This window comes from Pseudoalteromonas sp. J2K-J979 (genome assembly GCF_058169715.2).
The window spans coordinates 306,050-324,254 of the sequence record NZ_CM200282.1 but is presented as its reverse complement, the minus strand read 5'-3'; the positions used below and the strand labels follow the sequence as shown (position 1 = coordinate 324,254).

Annotated in this window: 14 protein-coding genes; all 14 read left to right on the top strand. The window is 39.1% G+C overall.

Annotation, left to right across the window (positions count from 1 at the left end):
• Positions 1-8 precede the first annotated feature (8 nt).
• The 14 genes from tssE to AC3KVK_RS17845 all read left to right on the top strand — a co-directional run bounded on the left by tssE (position 9) and on the right by AC3KVK_RS17845 (position 18,200).
• Complete coding sequence (gene tssE / locus AC3KVK_RS17910) at positions 9-488, top strand: type VI secretion system baseplate subunit TssE (RefSeq protein WP_490310288.1); 480 nt, start codon at positions 9-11, stop codon at positions 486-488.
• Entirely contained in the window at positions 485-2,317 is a 1,833-nt protein-coding gene (gene tssF, locus AC3KVK_RS17905) for a type VI secretion system baseplate subunit TssF (protein WP_490310289.1), read from the top strand. The genes tssE and tssF overlap by 4 nt, the downstream gene beginning before the upstream one ends.
• Positions 2,314-3,300 (top strand): type VI secretion system baseplate subunit TssG, encoded by a 987-nt coding sequence (gene tssG / locus AC3KVK_RS17900; RefSeq protein WP_490310290.1) that lies wholly within the window; start codon positions 2,314-2,316, stop codon positions 3,298-3,300. The genes tssF and tssG overlap by 4 nt, the downstream gene beginning before the upstream one ends.
• 29 nt (positions 3,301-3,329) lie before the next feature.
• Entirely contained in the window at positions 3,330-5,933 is a 2,604-nt protein-coding gene (tssH, locus tag AC3KVK_RS17895; RefSeq protein WP_490310291.1) for a type VI secretion system ATPase TssH, read from the top strand.
• 311 nt (positions 5,934-6,244) lie between these two features.
• Positions 6,245-6,724: an Hcp family type VI secretion system effector gene (locus tag AC3KVK_RS17890; protein WP_490310292.1), complete on the top strand. Its 480-nt coding sequence runs from the start codon at positions 6,245-6,247 to the stop codon at positions 6,722-6,724.
• 75 nt (positions 6,725-6,799) lie between these two features.
• Positions 6,800-8,653, top strand: a complete 1,854-nt coding sequence (tssI, locus tag AC3KVK_RS17885; protein WP_490310293.1) for a type VI secretion system tip protein TssI/VgrG — start codon at positions 6,800-6,802, stop codon at positions 8,651-8,653.
• Position 8,654: 1 nt separating this feature from the next.
• A complete protein-coding gene (locus tag AC3KVK_RS17880) occupies positions 8,655-8,996 on the top strand; it encodes a hypothetical protein (protein WP_490310294.1) in 342 nt (113 codons plus the stop codon).
• A gap of 20 nt (positions 8,997-9,016) precedes the next feature.
• Positions 9,017-9,313: a PAAR domain-containing contractile injection system baseplate protein gene (locus AC3KVK_RS17875; RefSeq protein WP_490310295.1), complete on the top strand. Its 297-nt coding sequence runs from the start codon at positions 9,017-9,019 to the stop codon at positions 9,311-9,313.
• Positions 9,314-9,338: 25 nt separating this feature from the next.
• A complete protein-coding gene (locus AC3KVK_RS17870; RefSeq protein ID WP_490310296.1) occupies positions 9,339-10,403 on the top strand; it encodes a hypothetical protein in 1,065 nt (354 codons plus the stop codon).
• Positions 10,400-11,338, top strand: coding sequence for a hypothetical protein (locus tag AC3KVK_RS17865; protein ID WP_490310297.1), 939 nt, complete (start codon positions 10,400-10,402; stop codon positions 11,336-11,338). The genes AC3KVK_RS17870 and AC3KVK_RS17865 overlap by 4 nt, the downstream gene beginning before the upstream one ends.
• A gap of 5 nt (positions 11,339-11,343) precedes the next feature.
• Entirely contained in the window at positions 11,344-16,167 is a 4,824-nt protein-coding gene (locus AC3KVK_RS17860; protein WP_490310298.1) for an RHS repeat-associated core domain-containing protein, read from the top strand.
• 3 nt (positions 16,168-16,170) lie between these two features.
• Entirely contained in the window at positions 16,171-17,022 is an 852-nt protein-coding gene (locus AC3KVK_RS17855) for an immunity 49 family protein (RefSeq protein ID WP_490310299.1), read from the top strand.
• 36 nt (positions 17,023-17,058) lie between these two features.
• On the top strand, positions 17,059-17,415 hold the full coding sequence (locus AC3KVK_RS17850) for a hypothetical protein (protein ID WP_490310300.1): 357 nt from the start codon (positions 17,059-17,061) through the stop codon (positions 17,413-17,415).
• A gap of 266 nt (positions 17,416-17,681) precedes the next feature.
• On the top strand, positions 17,682-18,200 hold the full coding sequence (locus AC3KVK_RS17845; protein ID WP_490310301.1) for a DUF6795 domain-containing protein: 519 nt from the start codon (positions 17,682-17,684) through the stop codon (positions 18,198-18,200).
• Positions 18,201-18,205 lie beyond the last annotated feature (5 nt).

Genomic DNA, 18,205 nt, shown 5'->3' with positions numbered 1-18,205 from the left:
ATTTTAATATGGCCAATGAGCTGCAGCCATCTTTGTTAGACCGGTTAATCGATGAAGACCCGGGCCAACCAGATAAAGTCAAGATGATAAAAGGAATAAGTCTGCAGCAATTGAGGTTAAATGTTAGGCGAGATCTTGAAAACTTACTTAATGCAAAAATGCAATGGTTGGTATGGCCGAAGGCTTATGCTGAGTTAAATAAATCGTTAATAAATTATGGACTGCCTGACTTTTCTAGTATGCCGGTAGGAAGTTTGGAAGGGCGGCAGATTTTATGTAAGAAAGTAGCCGAAACCATTCGGCTATTTGAACCTCGATTTCTTGAAGTTGATGTCACAACAGCAACTGATGAGCAAGAGTTAGATCGAACATTAAGATTGAGGATCAGTGCTTTACTGTTTGCAGAGCCTGAGCCTCAATACATTACCTTTGATTCAGAGATAGAGCCTGTTCATTTGGGGTTAGTAGTTAAAGAGACAATAGAATGAATGATGATTTATTAAAATATTATAACCGTGAATTAGCATTTATACGTCATATGGGTGCGAGTTTCGCGGATGAATACCCTAAATTAGCCGGCAGGCTCAAATTAAGTGATGAAAATATTGAAGATCCACATGTTTCCAGATTAATAGAAGCATTCTCTTTACTGACAGCTCAGATTAGACAAAAGCTCGATGACAGTTTTCCTGAGTTAACTGATGCGCTACTGGGGCAATTGTATCCTGATTATCAGGCACCAATTCCTTCAATGTCAGTCATACAATTAATTTGCGAAAATATATCAACAACAGGAGTGACCTTACCTAAGGGGAGTAAAGTTGAAACAGTGGTCGAGAACATGAAACCCTGTCATTTTCGTACCTGTTACGAAACTGATATATGGCCAATTAAGGTTTCAGAGATAAAATTTATAAATGCGCCTTTTAATGCTCCAAAACCTATTTGGAAAGATCAGGCTAAATCAGTAATAAAGCTAGTAATTCAATGTGATTACCCTGATGTAGACATTAAAAATTTGGGCTTAAATCATCTTCGATTTTTCTTAAATGGGCAGCCTCATCAAACGTACGCCTTATACGAGTTGCTTTTCAAAAATTGTATCGGATTAGCTATTTCTAAGCCTAATGAATTTGACTGTGTCAAATATTTACAACCGAGGCATTTAGAAGCTGTCGGCTTCGATTTAGAACAAGATGTTGTGCCCTATAGTAAAAAAACACTTTCAGGCTATCGTTTTTTAGTCGAAAACTTTATCTTACCAGAGAAGTTTTTATTTTTTGATTTAAATGATTTAGGAAACTGTTGGGATCAAGTTGGGCATGAATTTGAGCTATTTATTTATCTCGACCAGGCTTCAATTGACCTAGAAAAACAAGTAACTAAAAATCATTTTTTGTTAGGTTGCACGCCAATTATTAACTTATTTGAGCATGAGTTAGAGCCTGTACGTGTAGAGCCTTCAATGTATGAATATAAATTAGCACCGCGTTATTTAGATTCTGAAATTTCGGAAGTAGTTAGCATAACCGAAGTGACAGCCTATGACCCAAAAGATAATAAGATGCTAGTGACGCCTTTTTATGGTCAAGCTCACCCAAAATATATAGATCAACAGAAATTATTTTGGCATACAAGACGTGAACCATGCAATTGGGCTGGAGGTTATGCTGAGCAAGGGATTGATACCTTCTTATCCCTTGTAGACCATCAATTTAAAGGCTTTGATGCTCCTGATGACTATGGAACTTGGTTATTAAGTATTAAAGCTTTGTGTAGCAATCGCAATCTACCTGCACATTTACCTTTTGGTACAGGTGAACCTAAAATGTTTAACCCAGACCGAGCTGATGTGATTAAAAATATTAAATGCTTAATCGCCCCGACTAAGCCGGTTAGAGCTGAGTTTAAAGATTCGAGTAGATGGCAGTTAGTCACACATTTAAATCTTGATTATTTTACAGGTTCAGAAGCTCTTAATAATTTGAAGCAGGTCTTGTATCTATATGATTTCAAATCTGCGCCTCAAAGTAAGGCACTAATCAATAATATTACAGATGTTTCAATTAGCCTTTCTTCATCGAGAATAAACCAAAAAGGGCGAATCAGCTTTTGCAGTGGTAGCAAAATCATACTCACTTTTGCAAATGATGGCTATTCAGGAAGTGGTATGTTTTTTTTCTGCAGTATCTTGGACCGTTTTTTTGCACAATTTGCGGCAATAAATAGTTTTACTCAATTAAGTATGAAATACAAAGGGCAAGATAATATTTATCACTCATGGCCAAGTAGGATTGGGAGTAGGCCTTTATTATGAGTATTGAAAAACTACTCAAAGATCCTAGTAGCTTTGACTTTTATCAGGCAGTTCATACGATTCAAAAGAAATTGATTCATCATAATACACAGCAAAATAAAGTGGGGAATGATAGCTTACCAAGAAATGAATTGATTCGATTCAAAACATCGCAAAATCTTGGCTTTTCAGGTGAATCAATAGAAAAAATTGATAAAAGTATAGATGAGCAGACTCAGATCGAATTTTATACACTATTTGTTTCTTTTATGGGATTAACTGGCCCAAGCGGAGTTTTACCTCAGCACTATAGCGAGTTGGTCCTTCAACGAATTAAGAATAAAGACACTGGAATGCGGGATTTTTTTGATCTTTTTAATCACCGTCTAATTTCTCTGTTTTATCGTGCGTGGGAAAAATATCGATTTAGTGCAAATTACCTCAACCCTGAAACTGATCAATTTAGCCAAACATTACATCACTTGATTGGTGGCAGTCAGGATGAACAATTATATTTTTCAGGGCTATATAATCAGAAGATTAAAAATGCAGAAGGTTTAGTTGCCATTTTACAAGAATTAACAGGCTTTGAAGTTGTTGTTAATCAGCTTGTTGGTAAATGGCAAAACTTAGCAACTTATGAGCAAACACGGTTAGCCAGTAGAATGGAGCCGGAAGGACAGTATGCAAGATTAGGTTTTGATGCCAGTTGTGGAAGTAAAGTCTGGGATATTAACTCTCGAATAGAAGTTATTTTGAAGCCCAACAGCACTGATAATATCACGGCAATGATGCCTCAAGGCCAAGGCCTAAAGTTAGTCCGTCAATCGATCCGTTCATACCTTGGTGAAGCAATAGAATTTACTTTAAAACTTGAAACACAATTAGGAAAAATTCCTAACGCTCAGCTTTCTCGTTCAGCACTACAACTAGGAGCTGGTGCGGTACTTGCCGCCCGTGAAAGCCAACTAAATAACGCTCGTGTACTCACATTAGCACGATAAAAATTAACTAAAAATAAAGGACTAACAAAATGTCAGCAATGTCATTAAGTAAATTAGTTGAAAAACTCAACCCTGTTACGAAATCTGCATTGGAAGCCGCTGCAGGGATTTGCCACTCAAGAAGCCAATTTACGGTAGAAATTGAGCACTGGTTACTGGCTTTATTGGATAAAGAAGCAGATGATATTCGATTGTTATTGAAAAGTTTCTCTGTCGATGAGCAACAACTAAAATCAGCGCTATTAAATTCACTTGAAAAATTAAAGACAGGTAATAGCGCTGCGCCTAGTTTGTCCCCACACATTGTTAATTTATTGAGGCAGACTTGGCTTAATACCAGTATTGAATTTAATGATATACAAATTCGATCAGCATACTTACTTTACACATTATTGAATGATGATGTTTTGTCTAGTTTAATTTCCCGTCAGATTACTGAATTGGATAAAATTGAGCCATCACAATTAATTCACGCTTGGCCGGAACTTTGTTCGCAATCAAAAGAAGGGTCGAGTTTTATTAATCAAGAAACCAGTAATGTCAGCCCATCACTAAGCAAAACACCGAGCCTAGATCAATTTACTCAAGATCTAACTGAGCAAGCAAGGAAAGGAAAAATCGATCCTATTTTGGGTAGAGATAACGAAATTCGTCAAATGATCGATATCTTAACTCGCCGCCGTCAAAATAATCCAATTTTGACTGGAGAGGCTGGAGTGGGTAAAACCGCGGTAGTAGAAGGCCTGGCTTTACGTATCTCTCAAAAAGATGTACCTGCGTCTTTGCAAAAAGTAAGTATTCGTGTACTTGATCTGGCTCTGTTGCAGGCTGGCGCAGGAATGAAAGGTGAATTTGAAAATAGATTGAAGACATTGATTAATGAAGTGAAAAATTCAGTTAATCCAATTATTTTATTTATAGATGAAGCGCATACTATGATTGGCAGTGGTGGCCAAGCTGGTCAAAATGATGCTGCAAATTTACTCAAACCGGCACTTGCTCGTGGAGAGTTAAGGACCATTGCTGCGACTACTTGGGCTGAGTATAAAAAGTTTTTTGAAAAAGATGCCGCTCTTACTCGGCGATTCCAAGTTGTAAAAGTTGAAGAACCTTCAGACTCTCAAGCGATAATCATGATGCGTGGTTTATTACCAGTCATGGAAAAGCATCATAAAGTTCTGATTTCAGATCAAGCTTTGCAATCAGCGGTGACACTCTCTAGTCGTTATATTAATGGACGTCAACTACCAGACAAGGCTGTTGGGCTTCTTGATACAGCAAGTGCAAGGGTTGCAATGAGCCAGGCATCTACGCCTGGTCAAGTTGAAGACTTGCAAAGAAAAGTTCAGCAATTTGAAACCCAAATTAACGTGTTAAAGAAAGAGCAAGCAATAGGTGCAAACCATAAGAAAAAGGTCACGGAACTAACTAAGCAACTTAAAAACTCCAAAGATCAACTCGTGCCTCTTGAGAAACAGTGGAAAAACGAACTTGAATTGGTACGAGAAATATCTAATTTGATTGAGCAGCTTCATAAAGACGAAGTCGAGAATCGTTCTGACTTATTAGATAAACTGACTTCGTGTAAAGCAAGCTTGCAAAGTAATGAACAGCCTATGGTTCATTGGCAAGTTGATGAGCAGTTAGTGGCCGAAGTGATTTCAGATTGGACAGGGATCCCTGTAGGAAAAATGCAACAAGATGAAATTAAAAGTGTTTTATCGCTTCAGGAAAACATGGAAAAGCGTGTTATTGGCCAATCTCATGCATTATCACTGATTGCGAAAACGGTTCAAACATCCCGTGCGCAATTAGGAGATGAGAAGCGACCTATCGGTGTATTTATGTTAGCAGGCCCCAGTGGTGTAGGTAAAACAGAAACAGCACTTACGTTAGCTGAACATGTTTATGGTAGTGAAGACAATGTCACTATCATCAATATGTCAGAGTATAAAGAAGAACATAAAGTGTCTTTATTGCTAGGCTCACCTCCAGGATATGTTGGCTATGGTGAAGGAGGTGTTTTAACTGAGGCAGTTCGTAGAAAACCATACAGTGTTATCTTGTTAGATGAAATGGAAAAAGCACATCCAGGTGTTCAGGATATTTTCTATCAAGTGTTTGATAAGGGGACGATTAAGGATGGCGAAGGTAGAGATATAGACTTTAAAAATACCATTATTATCATGACCTCTAATGTTGGTACGCAAACGACGATGGATTTATTTGCAGATGAAGAAACAGCGCCATCAATAAAAGGGTTGAGGAAAGCGATTCAGGATGACTTACTTGAAGTCTTTAAACCTGCATTTTTAGGCAGAATTAATGTCGTGCCGTATATCCCTTTAACCTCCAAAATGCTCAATGAAATAACCCGTTTACAGCTAGCTAGAATTGGTGTGAGGATTGAAGCAAATTATCAAGCTAAGTTCGATTATTCTGATGATGTTATCGATAAAATCGTCAATATGTGTAACGACGCGGGTTCAGGAGCGAGGAACATCCACAACATCTTGCAAAACTCAATGTTGCCTGACCTTTCTATTAAAATGTTAGAAAAGCTCGCGAATAAACAAAAGACAAAACAAGTTAAAGTCGATATTGTCGATGAAAACTTTAATTATAAAGTATGAACTATTTCTCATTGATGCAATTAATGAAATAATAAGTTGATTTTTTATTTTATATTAGAGTAATTATTTTATTTTAAGGCTTGTTCCTTATTTATACTTTGGTATAATTCGCAGGCCTTGATTGATATAAGAGTTGATTTTTTATTAATATATTATTGTCTAGGTCAGATGTTTAATAAGCAGTTTACGTTAAAGAATATTTAGACAATGATGTCGATTGGCAGAAATTATTGAATCAGCTTGGACTTATCCAAGCTAAATAAGCCTATCCAAATATGGATAAAACAAAACATGGAAAAGGAGCATTATAAATGCAAGCAAATACGTACTTAAACTACGAAGGAATTAAAGGTGAAGCGACTGCAGAAGAGTACAAGGATTTAATCACTGTACTTTCTCTTGATTGGAATGTTCACCGCGAACTTACTTCTTTCACAGGTACTGCACAAGATCGTGAAGCAAGTGCTACTCGTTTAGGCGACATCACTCTTACTAAATTACAAGATAAAGCATCTCCTGATTTATTCAAAGAAGCGACTATCGGTAAAGGTAAAAAAGCGATTTTCCACATCACTAAGCAAGGTGATAAAATCGAAGAAATCATGAAAATCGAATTAACAGATGCCATGATCTCTAGCTATAGCGTATCTGTACAAAATGATCGTCCGATTGAAAACATCACCATCAGCTATACAGAAATGATGATGACTGTTACTCCAACAGATGACAAAAATAACATCACTGCACCGCTTGTATACGGTTACAGTGGCGTTAAAGGTCAACAAATGTAATTTATATTTGTTGATGAGCCCTGAGGAACTTTCCTCAGGGTTTTTTGTTGTTTAACCGTTTTTTAGAGGCATGGAATGCAAAAGGCTACTCAAGATAATAATATCATTCGTATAGATACCCCAGCAGGTAAAGATGCATTATATTTAACGCATTTTGTTGCTAATGAGGCGTTTTCTGAGCTTTTTTCATTCACTGCTTCCATGTTTACGATCGGCACGCAAATCTCGCTGACTGATCTCGTTGGTAAACCAGTCACTGTCTCCTTACGTAATGCTCAAAGCGGTGGTGAGGCTCGTTATTTCCACGGTGTAGTGAGTCATTTAGAATCGTTAGGGCTTCGTACCGCTGATGCCGAAGAAAAAGAAAATTATCTAGATTATCAAGCTGTCATTGTTCCTGCTGCGGCTTTTATGAAAAGACGGATAAACTGTCGTATTTATCAGAACTTATCTGTTGTTGATATCTTTAGTGATTTATTTGGTCAACACAATGTCGCCTTTAGTAATAAGTTAAAGAAAACATACCCTAAATATTTGTATTGTGTGCAATACCATGAATCAGACTTTGATTTTATTGTGCGTTTATTGCAACAAGAAGGTATCTTCTATTATTTTGAACATTCAAATTCAGCGCATACTTTAGTTTTAGCTGATGATATTACCGCTTATAAAAAATGTGCAGAGGGTGAGGTTGAATGCTTTTCTGGACATTTGACTCAATCACATGTTTCACGTTGGCAAGGTGGTTTAAACATGGTGGCAGGTGCGTTCGAACGCAAAGGCTACGATTTTGAAAAGCCAGGACAATTACCAACGGGAAATAAATCAGCCGCGTCTTTACCATCGCAAGCAAATTATGAAGTATTTAGTTATGAAGGCGAGTCTGAATTAAATAGTCGAGCACAGCCAATTGCAAATATGCAGTTGGAATCATTGCAGCGAGATATGCATCAGTCTGCTGGTCAAGGTGATTGTAGGAGCTTTACTGTAGGGCAGTTTTTTACCTTTAAAAAGCATGAAGTTAGCCAATATGAAGGAAAGAGCTTTGTTCTAACGGCGCTCAAAACTACGATCAGTCAGACAAACCAATCTGGTGCGCAGCAATCAGGAGCCGCTGTTTATTTAAATGATTTTCAATGCGTGCCAAAAGAAACTCCTTACCGCCCTGCTAGTCGTATTAAAAAACCCTTAATTCACGGAGTTCAAACTGCCGTAGTAACTGGCGACTCTGGTGATGAGCAGCATATAGACCGATTTGGTCGTGTTAAAGTTCAATTTCATTGGGATAGAGAAGGCGAGTTTAATGGGCAGAGTTCTTGTTGGATTCGAGTTGCGCAAAATTGGGCTGGTAACAAATGGGGAGCATTCTTTTTTCCGCGTGTCGGGCAAGAAGTATTGGTCGAGTTCATCAATGGCGATCCTGAACAACCCATTATCAGCGGAGCAGTTTACAATTCAGATTTAATGCCTCCTTATGATTTACCTGCAAAAAAAACGCAAAGCGGAATCAAAACCAGAAGTACAAAGAGTGGTGGCGCAGATAACTTTAATGAGCTGAGATTTGAAGATGATAAAGGCAAAGAGCTTCTGTTCATTCAAGCGGAGAAAGATCATCATCTTAATATAAAAAATGATCAGAAAGATAATATCGGGAATGACCGTCTCACAGAAGTTGTAAATAACGATACCATCAATATTGGAAAAGATCGTCTAGGAGACGTTGGCAATAATGATTCCTTAAAAGTTGGTAAAGTTCTTAATATCGAAGCTGGTGATAAAATTGTCTTTAAAACAGGTGGAGCATCAATCACTTTGGAAAAAAGTGGCGCAATAACGATTAAGGGAACCGATATTAAGGTGAAGGGTACTGATATCAAAGTTGATGGTACTCAAATAGCGCTAAAAGCTGCTCAAATCAAGCTTAACTAGTATGAAAAGTGGATATTACGGAGTAGACGAACAAGGTAGTCGTTGTCGCGGGCATCATCTAGTGTGTCGCTTTGGTTATGTCTATTTATGTTGCAAATCAGAGCATATTCCAGATGACCCTTTGTTAGGAATGCCTCGAGTTGATCTTACTTGTAATGAAGCCATAGCTGAGCAGTTTTTATGCTCGCTACATCAATGGAAAAATAACCCCGACATAATCGCTAAGTTACTTAGTTATTTTTGCGCTGATGGCTATAGCCAGAGTTTCATCAATGAAAATGACGCGATATCTTTACTTGCATCAGCCATGGCCGATAAAAAATTATTAGTTTTTGCGGTTTAGTTTAAAAAGGAACGTACACAATGGGAATGCCAGCCGCTACAGTCACAAGTATGCATATTTGCCCTAAAGTTAATCCAGGGCCAGTTCCAGTCCCACATGTTGGCGGACCTTGCGTAGTTGGTTCTCCAAATGTAAAAATTGGAGGCCTGCCAGCAGCGCGCAAAGGAGATATGTTAGTTTGCGTCGGCCCACCTGATAAAATTAGTGGGGGTTCATCAAGTGTTAAAATTAATGGTAAGCCTGCAGCGCGTCTTGGTGATAGTAGTTCCCATGGTGGTAAGCTTGTGATGGGCAACCCAACCGTTTTAATCGGTTGAGTCAATTGGTTTTATGGGCGATGTGATGCAACCTCAAGTTCAATACCAACAAACATTAGCGCATAGAATGGCAATGTTAAATACATATCATTGCTTCCCTGCTAATATACATCTCAATAAGCAACAATTATCGTCGTTGTCTCGCTTAATTAAACATCAAAAACAAAACGTCTCATTTTTTCAATGTCAAACAGCTTCTGAATTATTGACGAGTCTTCAAGAGCAAGATTTCCTAAATAACGCAAGCCTTTATGATGTATTACCTTGCGTTATTATTCAATCGGCTATCAATGTTAGAGAGTTTATTGAAGCGGCATATGTTATTGATTACTTACAACCTCTTGCATTTTATCTCATTTATTATTTTGAGCTTAATCCAGATACCTTTTTCCATTTACAGGTGAATGAAGAATACTACGAAGCTTATTTGATCAGTTTATATCTCAGTGGTTCTTTACAGGCATTAGAAAGCTTTCATGCTAATTATAGCAATAAATATGGCTCCACAATTTATATGGATCTATGGGAGAATAAAAAATCAGCGCTGACAATTTATGAGGAATTTGAAAAAGCGGATAAATTAAACTCTACCTTATTTATCCTGTTTGTGTTGTCGCAAGATGAATATATATTTACTTGTATTATCAATAAATTAAGTGGCAAGCCAGAACATCAATATTTGCTAATTAAACTAATGGGAATAAGCGGCTATAGCAAATTTGTCCCATTTTTATCTCAGGCGCTGTTCAATGAACAACTGACGCTCGATGCTTTTGATGCACTGAAAATGTTACTTGGCGAACAACTGGATTCATTTATTCCACTGTCGATTCAATTTGATGAAGATGAGCAGCAAAGACTGGCTTCATTGCAATACTATGGCGCGAAGTTATTGCATGCCTGGCACCAAAGAAATCCGGATCAATTTGCTAATCGAATGTTGGCTGGCTTGCCATTCAATACTGACAATCTTCACTATATTACACGGTACAAAAGTGATCGCCATGGAAAATGGGCGGCGCTTAACTTATTAGCAATCGGAGAGACTCAAAGGTTATTGATACCTCATCATTTTAGGTCGCTAATATGAAACTGGCAATCACTGAACAATGGTTAATGACTGGACTGTCGGACGATACGCTCGAAGCACTGATGTTGCCGATCATCGCAAAAGATCTCAAAGTAATGAAAACGACGACGGGTGAAACTTGCATTCATGCGTTGTTAGATAATTTACCAACAGATACTCAATTAAATCGAGTATCGTCATTAATTGAGGCGGCGATCGAAAACAGTCATATTACTCAATATGATTGCCCGATAGTGTGGTTATTACCTGAACTCGAGTTGCTTGAAACTGGCACAACACAACATTGGTTTAAACATTTTCAAAGGTGTTTTCCACAATTATTTAAACATAAGCCCATTGTTTTTCCTTATGGTCGGGCAGCATTGCCGATCGTAATGCATTCTCTTGATAACATTTTTGCAACCAACCAATGCCAGCAAGTTTGTTTACTTGCTATTGATACGTTGTACCCATTTAAACCATTTAAAGAAAAAGTATCAGACTCATCATCAACAGAGGTGGTGCCAAGTGAAGGGGCTGCGGTTGTTATTTTAGAAAAAAATCAGTCTGGAATTGGCATCGAATTTACCAGCCAAGAGGCAGGGATTCAATCAGACTTAACTAGTCGAATCGAAAGCTTATTCATAAAACAAAAAGAAAATAATAATGCACAGTTAAATGCAATCTATTTGCCGGGCAACGGAGACGAGCGTTTAGTTAATGCTTGGTTAAATGCTTATGAGCAATTGGCAGGTCAAATTTCAATAGACACACAACTGATCCAAACAGGTTTTGCGACAGCTGAACTGGGTGCAGTGACTGGGCTCTATAATTTTATGCACTTATACGACAGTTATTTACATGCACATTGCCAAGGTCATGTTTTGCAACTGGAAGTCTCAGATAGAGTGTACAGTAGTGTTGCTCGTTATACGTGGACAGCGAAGGAATCATAAGAAAAATGGAATTACAACGTTTTAATTTTCATGGACGCAATCGTCATATTCAGCTGTCACTATCTGGGGGACGTACACCACAAGGTTTTTCATCCGTTAAAATTCAGTCTCAAGTTGCTGCCCAACAATTGGTAACTGAAATAGCTCCTCATTTTGCTCGGGATCCAAATGCATTAGGTGCAGCTCGTGCTATTTTATTACAATTAGGTCAAAGTGCTGGGCTTGATGCACGCGCTATTGCAGGGCAATTAACCACTGCATTAGCCTATAAAAAAATTAGTGCTTTTGCAGAAATTGAAAAAGCGAACCTACATACAAGTACACAAACAGCGACGCCAGAATCAGCAAGTTCGAGTAAAAACCAACCTGCTCTTGCTAAGTCCAGCCATGGTCAAGCAGATAACAACACGGTACATTCAGGTGCCAGTGAAAATAAAACGACCACAGATGTGCCTATTGATCAGCAAGAATGTCGTTCAGATCCGGTATCGATGCTGACCGGTGAAGAAATTCTCAAACTTACAGACTTTGAGCTTTCTGGGCTATTAATGCTCAATTGGCATCGTTTATATCGCTCATCTAAAAGTTTGGTTAATTTAGGTTTAGGGTTTGGTTGGCGGCATAGCTTTTCACTTCAATTACTCAGTAAATTTACCCCCCCACCTAAAGTGGGGCCAAAGCAACCAGGTACATATTGGTTGGAATTGATTGATGAAGAAGGTCGTGCACACGCCTTTGATATGGTAAAACGAGGGCAGACCTGCTATCAGCTTTCTTCTGGTTGGTCACTTCATCATCAAGCCGATGGGCGTCAAATTTTAATTAAGCCCGACGATAGTCATTATGCGTTCAAAAAAGTCGATGAAAATTGGTTACTTGAAAGTATTACGGATCATAAAGGCGTTTATATCGGCTTATTTTACGATGATCAATATCGCCTTGCTCGTGTTACCTGCAGCCAAACGCGAGGAATACTTTTACAATATAAAAATAAGCACTTAATTGCCATCAGAGGGTATGTCCTTGATGACAAAGGCACGCGTCAGGTCTCGAAGCAACCTTTAGCTACTTATACCTATAATGATGCGAATCAATTGATCAGTGCGACTGATGCTCAGCAAAGTACAGAGCATTATTATTATTCGGCTCATAATTTATTATTAAAAAGAACACGAGCTTCAGGTTTTAGCCACCATTTTGAATGGCAAGGTGAAAATCAACAGGCAAAATGTGTTAAGCAATGGGGGGATGACGGGCATTATCATTATCGTTTTGAGTATCATGAAGATCACACAACTTGCCAAGATAGCTTTGGTAAAATCGAAACTTTTTACCACAATAGTGCAGGTCTACTGAGTTGTTATATTGACACATTAGGAAATCAAACTCGTTACCAATACAATCAATATGGGCAAAAAACCCACATTGTAGCGGCGAATGGAGCAACCACATATTTTGCTTACAATCACCTGGGGCAGTTAGTCAGTGTCATAGACTCATTAGGTGCAAAAACTCAGTATGGTTATAACCGATTTGGCCAGCGAGTGTTAACAGTTGATCCTCTTGGGCAAAAAACAGAGCGACGATTTGACGCTATTGGTCGCTTACTCGCCATTGAATTTCCAGATGGTACTTCACACACATACAAATATGATGATTTTGGCAATTTAAACCATGAAGTTAACCGCCAAGGTATAGTGTCACGTTATCATCGTGATAAACATGGCGATTTGCTCGCTGTTCAAAAAGGTGAGCAACTTACCCGTTTTAGTTACGATGAACTTGGTCGTTTATCGGCAACCTTAAATGCAGATGGTCTGTTAACACAGTTTACGCGCAATGATAAAGGCTTAATCATTTGTCAAAGCCAATCACATCAAGCCAGTCAAAAAACAGTCGAGCCAGGGCTGCAAACCGTAGCTAAAACTTTTTTCCATTATGATGAAGCTGGGCGGTTAGTGAGTATCGAAGATCCCTTAGGACACATCACTCGATACGAATTTGAAGGTCTAGCACAACCTGCGGCTGCTGTTATGCCCGATGGTAGTTGGCTAGCGTATCATTATGATCGGGAACGGAATCTAACGGGCATTGAGCGCAGTGATGGAGCACACTTTCACCTCCAATACGATGGTCAAGAAAACCCAATAAAACTAATTGGATTTGATGGGCGAGAGCAAGTCTTTGAATATGACTCTTGTCACCAATTAATCTCGGTGTCTGATAGTGGTCGACGTTACGTCAAACTTAAGCGAGATCTAGCCGGACGAGTAACGAGTCAACAAGCGGTTGCGATAGACGATCAAGGACACAGTCAGAGTGTTCAAAATCACTATCAATACGATGCCCTCAATCGCGTGATCAAAGCATTTAATGGCGATAGCCATATTAACTTAAGCTACCATAAGAACGGCCAAATAAGTCAACTTAATCACAACACTGGGCATGTACGTTATCGCTATAATAATTTGGGGCAATGTGTTGGACTCCAAGTTGAGTCAAATGCATCAGAGTCGGGCGCAGATTTACACTTAGAGTATGATTACGATACCCAAGGACGGGTTAATGAAATTCGGTTTAACTCATCGGCTGCGGGCCAAACGCAGTGTATATCTCTGGCACAATATCACTACACCCTCAGTGGCCAATTATCCCGCGCACAGCTGGGTAATGGCGTGTGTTTAAACCAACATTTCGATGCTTTTGGGCGATTGGCTGAGCAACAGTGGCAAAAGCCTGCAACGTTATTGCTCAATCGTCGTTACCAATACGACAGTAGTCATCGATTGACTCAAGTTTTAAGTGACAGCGAACACACATCACTGAGCCCCGATTGCCCTAGCCAGCAATATAGCGAGACTCGCCACTTTAGTTACAATGAGCTCAGTCAATTAGTTAAAGAGCAGTGTTTTTCAACGCATCCTTTTGATGAGTTGTCAGGCCAATTAGACTCAAATAAACAATTTGAGCAAGGGTATCATTGGGATGCATTTGGCAACCCTATGTCGCCTCACTCGCCCCAAGCCGAGACAGTAAAAACACCGCTGCGCCCAACAGAAAATGTCACTCGAACAGTCACTCAAGCTTCGCATGACACCGTCAAGGTTAACCAAGACCGTTTATTACATGCCTCGGGTTGTGACTATTTTTATGATGACAGTGGTAACCAAACTCGTAGTTGGGGTGCAGGGCTTGACCAGCAACGCCAGTTTGATGGTTTAAACCAACTGACTCAAGTGAACCACAATGGTCAGTTATGTCATTACCACTACGATGCCTTTGGGCGGCGCGTAAGCAAAACCACAGAGGCTGAACACACAGACTTTATTTGGTCTAGCCCCTATGTACAAGGGAGCCAGCTACTCGGTGAATACACACAGAATCACTTTATTTGGTATGTCTTTATACCTGGTACGTTTACGCCTGTCGCGTTGATAAAAGGGCAAGAGGTCTATTATTACCACGTGGATCAATTGGATACAGCCCAATACTTGAGTGATCAACAGGGGCACATTGTTTGGCAAAATGACAACAATGCTTTTGGTGAGCCTCAACGTGGTACAGCATCAGCTACACGTTTAAACATTTGTGTCGACTCTATGCCTGATTCAAATAAGACAAGTGATAACAAGACTTGTGGGATAACGTCGCTACTTAGTAACCCAATTCGTTTTGCGGGGCAATATTTCGATACCGAAAGTCAGCTGCATTATAACCACTATCGCTACTACGACCCCAGTCAGCAGCGTTTTATTAATCAAGACCCAATTGGCTTAGTAGGCGGTATTAACCATTATCAATATGCCCCCAACCCAGTGAATTGGATTGACCCATGGGGCTTGTTATGTAAAGAAGGGCAAGACAAGTTATCAGCCATGCTAGGCACATTAGTCGGTAATGGTATTGACCAAGCGACCAAAGATAAAATATTAAAAAGTGCCATAGATAGTGCCCCTATAACTGACCCAGAAGGTAAATTAAAAGTTCAAAAACCAGATGGAGTGAATAAGTTAAATTATGTCTATACAGCCGAGAGTATGGATGAGGTTAACAACACCATTACGATTCGCCGCAAGATAGGGGAGGAAACCAAAGAAATGGAGCTTTCAACCGAAGAATTTGCGGGTATGCACGAATTCGACGGCAGAGTGGTAAATGAAGAATGGGCGAGTAAAGGGCGCATTAAAGAAAATACAGCCAGAACATTGGTGACGGCTAAAAAGAAAGAAAACTCAGAAACAACGTATCTATTGAAGCCGGAAGAAAAAGAAGCGTTACAACCAGAGCGTGACGCGCGTGATGAGGCCATGAACGAGCGGGACAAGTTTGCGCGCAAGACCGACGGATACAATAAGCAAATCCCGAAAGTGAATGCACAATCAGCCAAAATAGGCGAAAAAGCGGCCGACATGGCTGTTACTGCCACGTACCCTGGGTATGAGCGCATTCACCCAAGCTGTTTAGATGAGTCGACGTCGGTATCAGGTAATTTTGATATGGTGTATCAAAATGCGAACGGCGATGTGATTATTGTTGAGGCCAAAGGCGGCAAAAGCCCGTTGTGTAAAAAACAAATTGGTAAATTTGATTACCAGCAAGGCACGCCCGAATATGCGGAAGCGATTACCAAAAGTATGGAGAAAAATGAGCAGGTAAATGGCAAAACTGATAGGGCTGCAGCATTTGCCATAAAAGAGGCAATTGACGATGGAAATGATGTTAAATATTTACATATTGAAACCCCTATTACTAAAACAAGTACTGGCTCTGCTGTGAGTGAGGTCAAAATTTCAGAATTTGATATTGGTTCATCAAAATATATAGGATAACAAATGAAAGTAGAAAGAAGTCATAAACCTAAATTTGAAATTATACCGTTGGATGAGTGGCTAGAACCTTCAAAGAGAAGAATAAAGAAAATTCCTCTAAATATATTAAAAAGAAGGGATAGTTTATTAAGCTTTTCAGAACTATATATTGGTTTTTCTCGTTGGCTCACTTGGGAAACCCAAACCCCTGAAATCGAAACAGAATCGGCGACAGGGCTACGGTATGCATCAAAAATGTATGCGGCCTTTTTGCAGTTAGCTATGCAGCCCGAGCAAGACCTGACGTTTAAGATATATGATTTACCCGAAGTGACCTGGAATGGTCAAGGTATGTTAGAAGCTGGTCGTGCTCATCCAGGTCAGTGGTTGGAGGCGTATTTTTTAGCCGTGATTACACGTGACACTGAAAGTCAGGACAGTTTAGCGGATTTTCCGGTGTCTATTATGAAACAAAGTGCCACTCAGGCTGATCCTGTTTTATACAGTTTGGTTGAAGTGTTTCAAGCTTACCACCACCGAGCTGCTGATTATCCAAAACGTTTAATCAACACCACGAAAGAGCTGTCAGCAGATGGTGATGATTGGTCACTTAGTATTGGTATGGGTTATTTAGAAACCTTCGCAGCACTGACCACTGATGTCGGGTATGACTTTAACGACACATTGGCGAAGAACCTTCGGATACAAGAGCAATATTATATTAATGAAAACGGCCCTGATAGGGTGCCGGTGGAGTCATTCTTACCCTTACAACTACTTGGTATGGCGTGTATGTGGCATGACATGGGTAATGAGGTCAGTGTTGAAAGTGACTCACTGCCACGGTTTTTAATCGACGGCCGGTATGTTAAATAATGGATGAGCTGTTGACTTAAAGTGAAGGCTTAGAAAATGAACCTCGAGATCGTAGCTGAATATTGGCCTACACAGTGCTTTAGTGTTCTCATGTTGATGGTTTTTATCTTAAAACGTCTACCTAAGCTTGGCTTAACTGATGATAATCATGGTTATTTATTGATGTTCAGTGCGGCGATAACGGGGGTATCAGCATTATTCTCTGTGCACTATTGGTCGAGCCTTATCATTCATATCACCCTGTATATTTGGGGGTGTAGTATGTGTTTAAAAGTGGATGTTCAGTCAGACCCATCAGCAGGTGCGGTCGGTCTTTTTTATGCTTTTATATTAATGATAGGAGTAGGGATTAGTGTCATTGGTAAAACATTTTATACCGCTTTTATTGCTTAGAGCTAAGTTTAAAAAGCCTCAGTGAAACGATGACTAATAAAGGCGTTTTTATTCCAATAACAAATATTCAAACGAATGAGGATATTCGTTTTGGGTGACTATTTTACTGTTTACATAAATAAAATAATGAAGAAGTCCTATGTGGATTGTGTGTTATTAAGCACTCACTCAAAGTTCTCTATTTTGGAACGTGTAGCTCGGAATCTTAACTTATTGTATTAATTTTTAAGTAGATGTGAGTTCAATAATGATAAAGGAGTAACCTATTGAAAATATTTAGCTTTAAAGCGGTTGTAATTTGGGTAGCAGCCATTTTATGTATTTTATTCACAACAACACAGGTTTTTGCAGATATGTTTGGTTTTTCTAAAAAACAAGAATTAGTTTTATCGGCGCCAATATCGGGAAAATTAATAAGTAATGGAAAGCCACAAGTCGGTATTACAGTTAAGAGATCACTGACTTATGGCGATGAATATGTTGATGAAGCATTAACCGATAAGGATGGTCATTTCACTTTTGATAAGAAAGTGATTAAAACTACAAAGCCAGCAAATATGTTTGATAACGATTCGCTCATTCAGCATCTTTATATAGAAGATGGGACGCCTGAAGGTATTATCTTATGGTATGTAATTGTGTCCAAGCTCCATGATAGTGAGACGTTATCTAATCTATTGCAGCAACTAGTTTGTGATATATCCGAAGAGCCTGAAACTTACGATATACCAATTAAAGAAGCACCTGAGCATTTTTTTACTATTTATACAACATGCAAAATTTAAGAATC

Coding starts and splice junctions, on each gene's coding strand:
- tssE (WP_490310288.1), top strand. CDS start 9: ATGGCCAATGAGCTGCAGCCATCTTTGTTAGACCGGTTAATCGATGAA.
- tssF (WP_490310289.1), top strand. CDS start 485: ATGAATGATGATTTATTAAAATATTATAACCGTGAATTAGCATTTATA.
- tssG (WP_490310290.1), top strand. CDS start 2,314: ATGAGTATTGAAAAACTACTCAAAGATCCTAGTAGCTTTGACTTTTAT.
- tssH (WP_490310291.1), top strand. CDS start 3,330: ATGTCAGCAATGTCATTAAGTAAATTAGTTGAAAAACTCAACCCTGTT.
- AC3KVK_RS17890 (WP_490310292.1), top strand. CDS start 6,245: ATGCAAGCAAATACGTACTTAAACTACGAAGGAATTAAAGGTGAAGCG.
- tssI (WP_490310293.1), top strand. CDS start 6,800: ATGCAAAAGGCTACTCAAGATAATAATATCATTCGTATAGATACCCCA.
- AC3KVK_RS17880 (WP_490310294.1), top strand. CDS start 8,655: ATGAAAAGTGGATATTACGGAGTAGACGAACAAGGTAGTCGTTGTCGC.
- AC3KVK_RS17875 (WP_490310295.1), top strand. CDS start 9,017: ATGGGAATGCCAGCCGCTACAGTCACAAGTATGCATATTTGCCCTAAA.
- AC3KVK_RS17870 (WP_490310296.1), top strand. CDS start 9,339: ATGCAACCTCAAGTTCAATACCAACAAACATTAGCGCATAGAATGGCA.
- AC3KVK_RS17865 (WP_490310297.1), top strand. CDS start 10,400: ATGAAACTGGCAATCACTGAACAATGGTTAATGACTGGACTGTCGGAC.
- AC3KVK_RS17860 (WP_490310298.1), top strand. CDS start 11,344: ATGGAATTACAACGTTTTAATTTTCATGGACGCAATCGTCATATTCAG.
- AC3KVK_RS17855 (WP_490310299.1), top strand. CDS start 16,171: ATGAAAGTAGAAAGAAGTCATAAACCTAAATTTGAAATTATACCGTTG.
- AC3KVK_RS17850 (WP_490310300.1), top strand. CDS start 17,059: ATGAACCTCGAGATCGTAGCTGAATATTGGCCTACACAGTGCTTTAGT.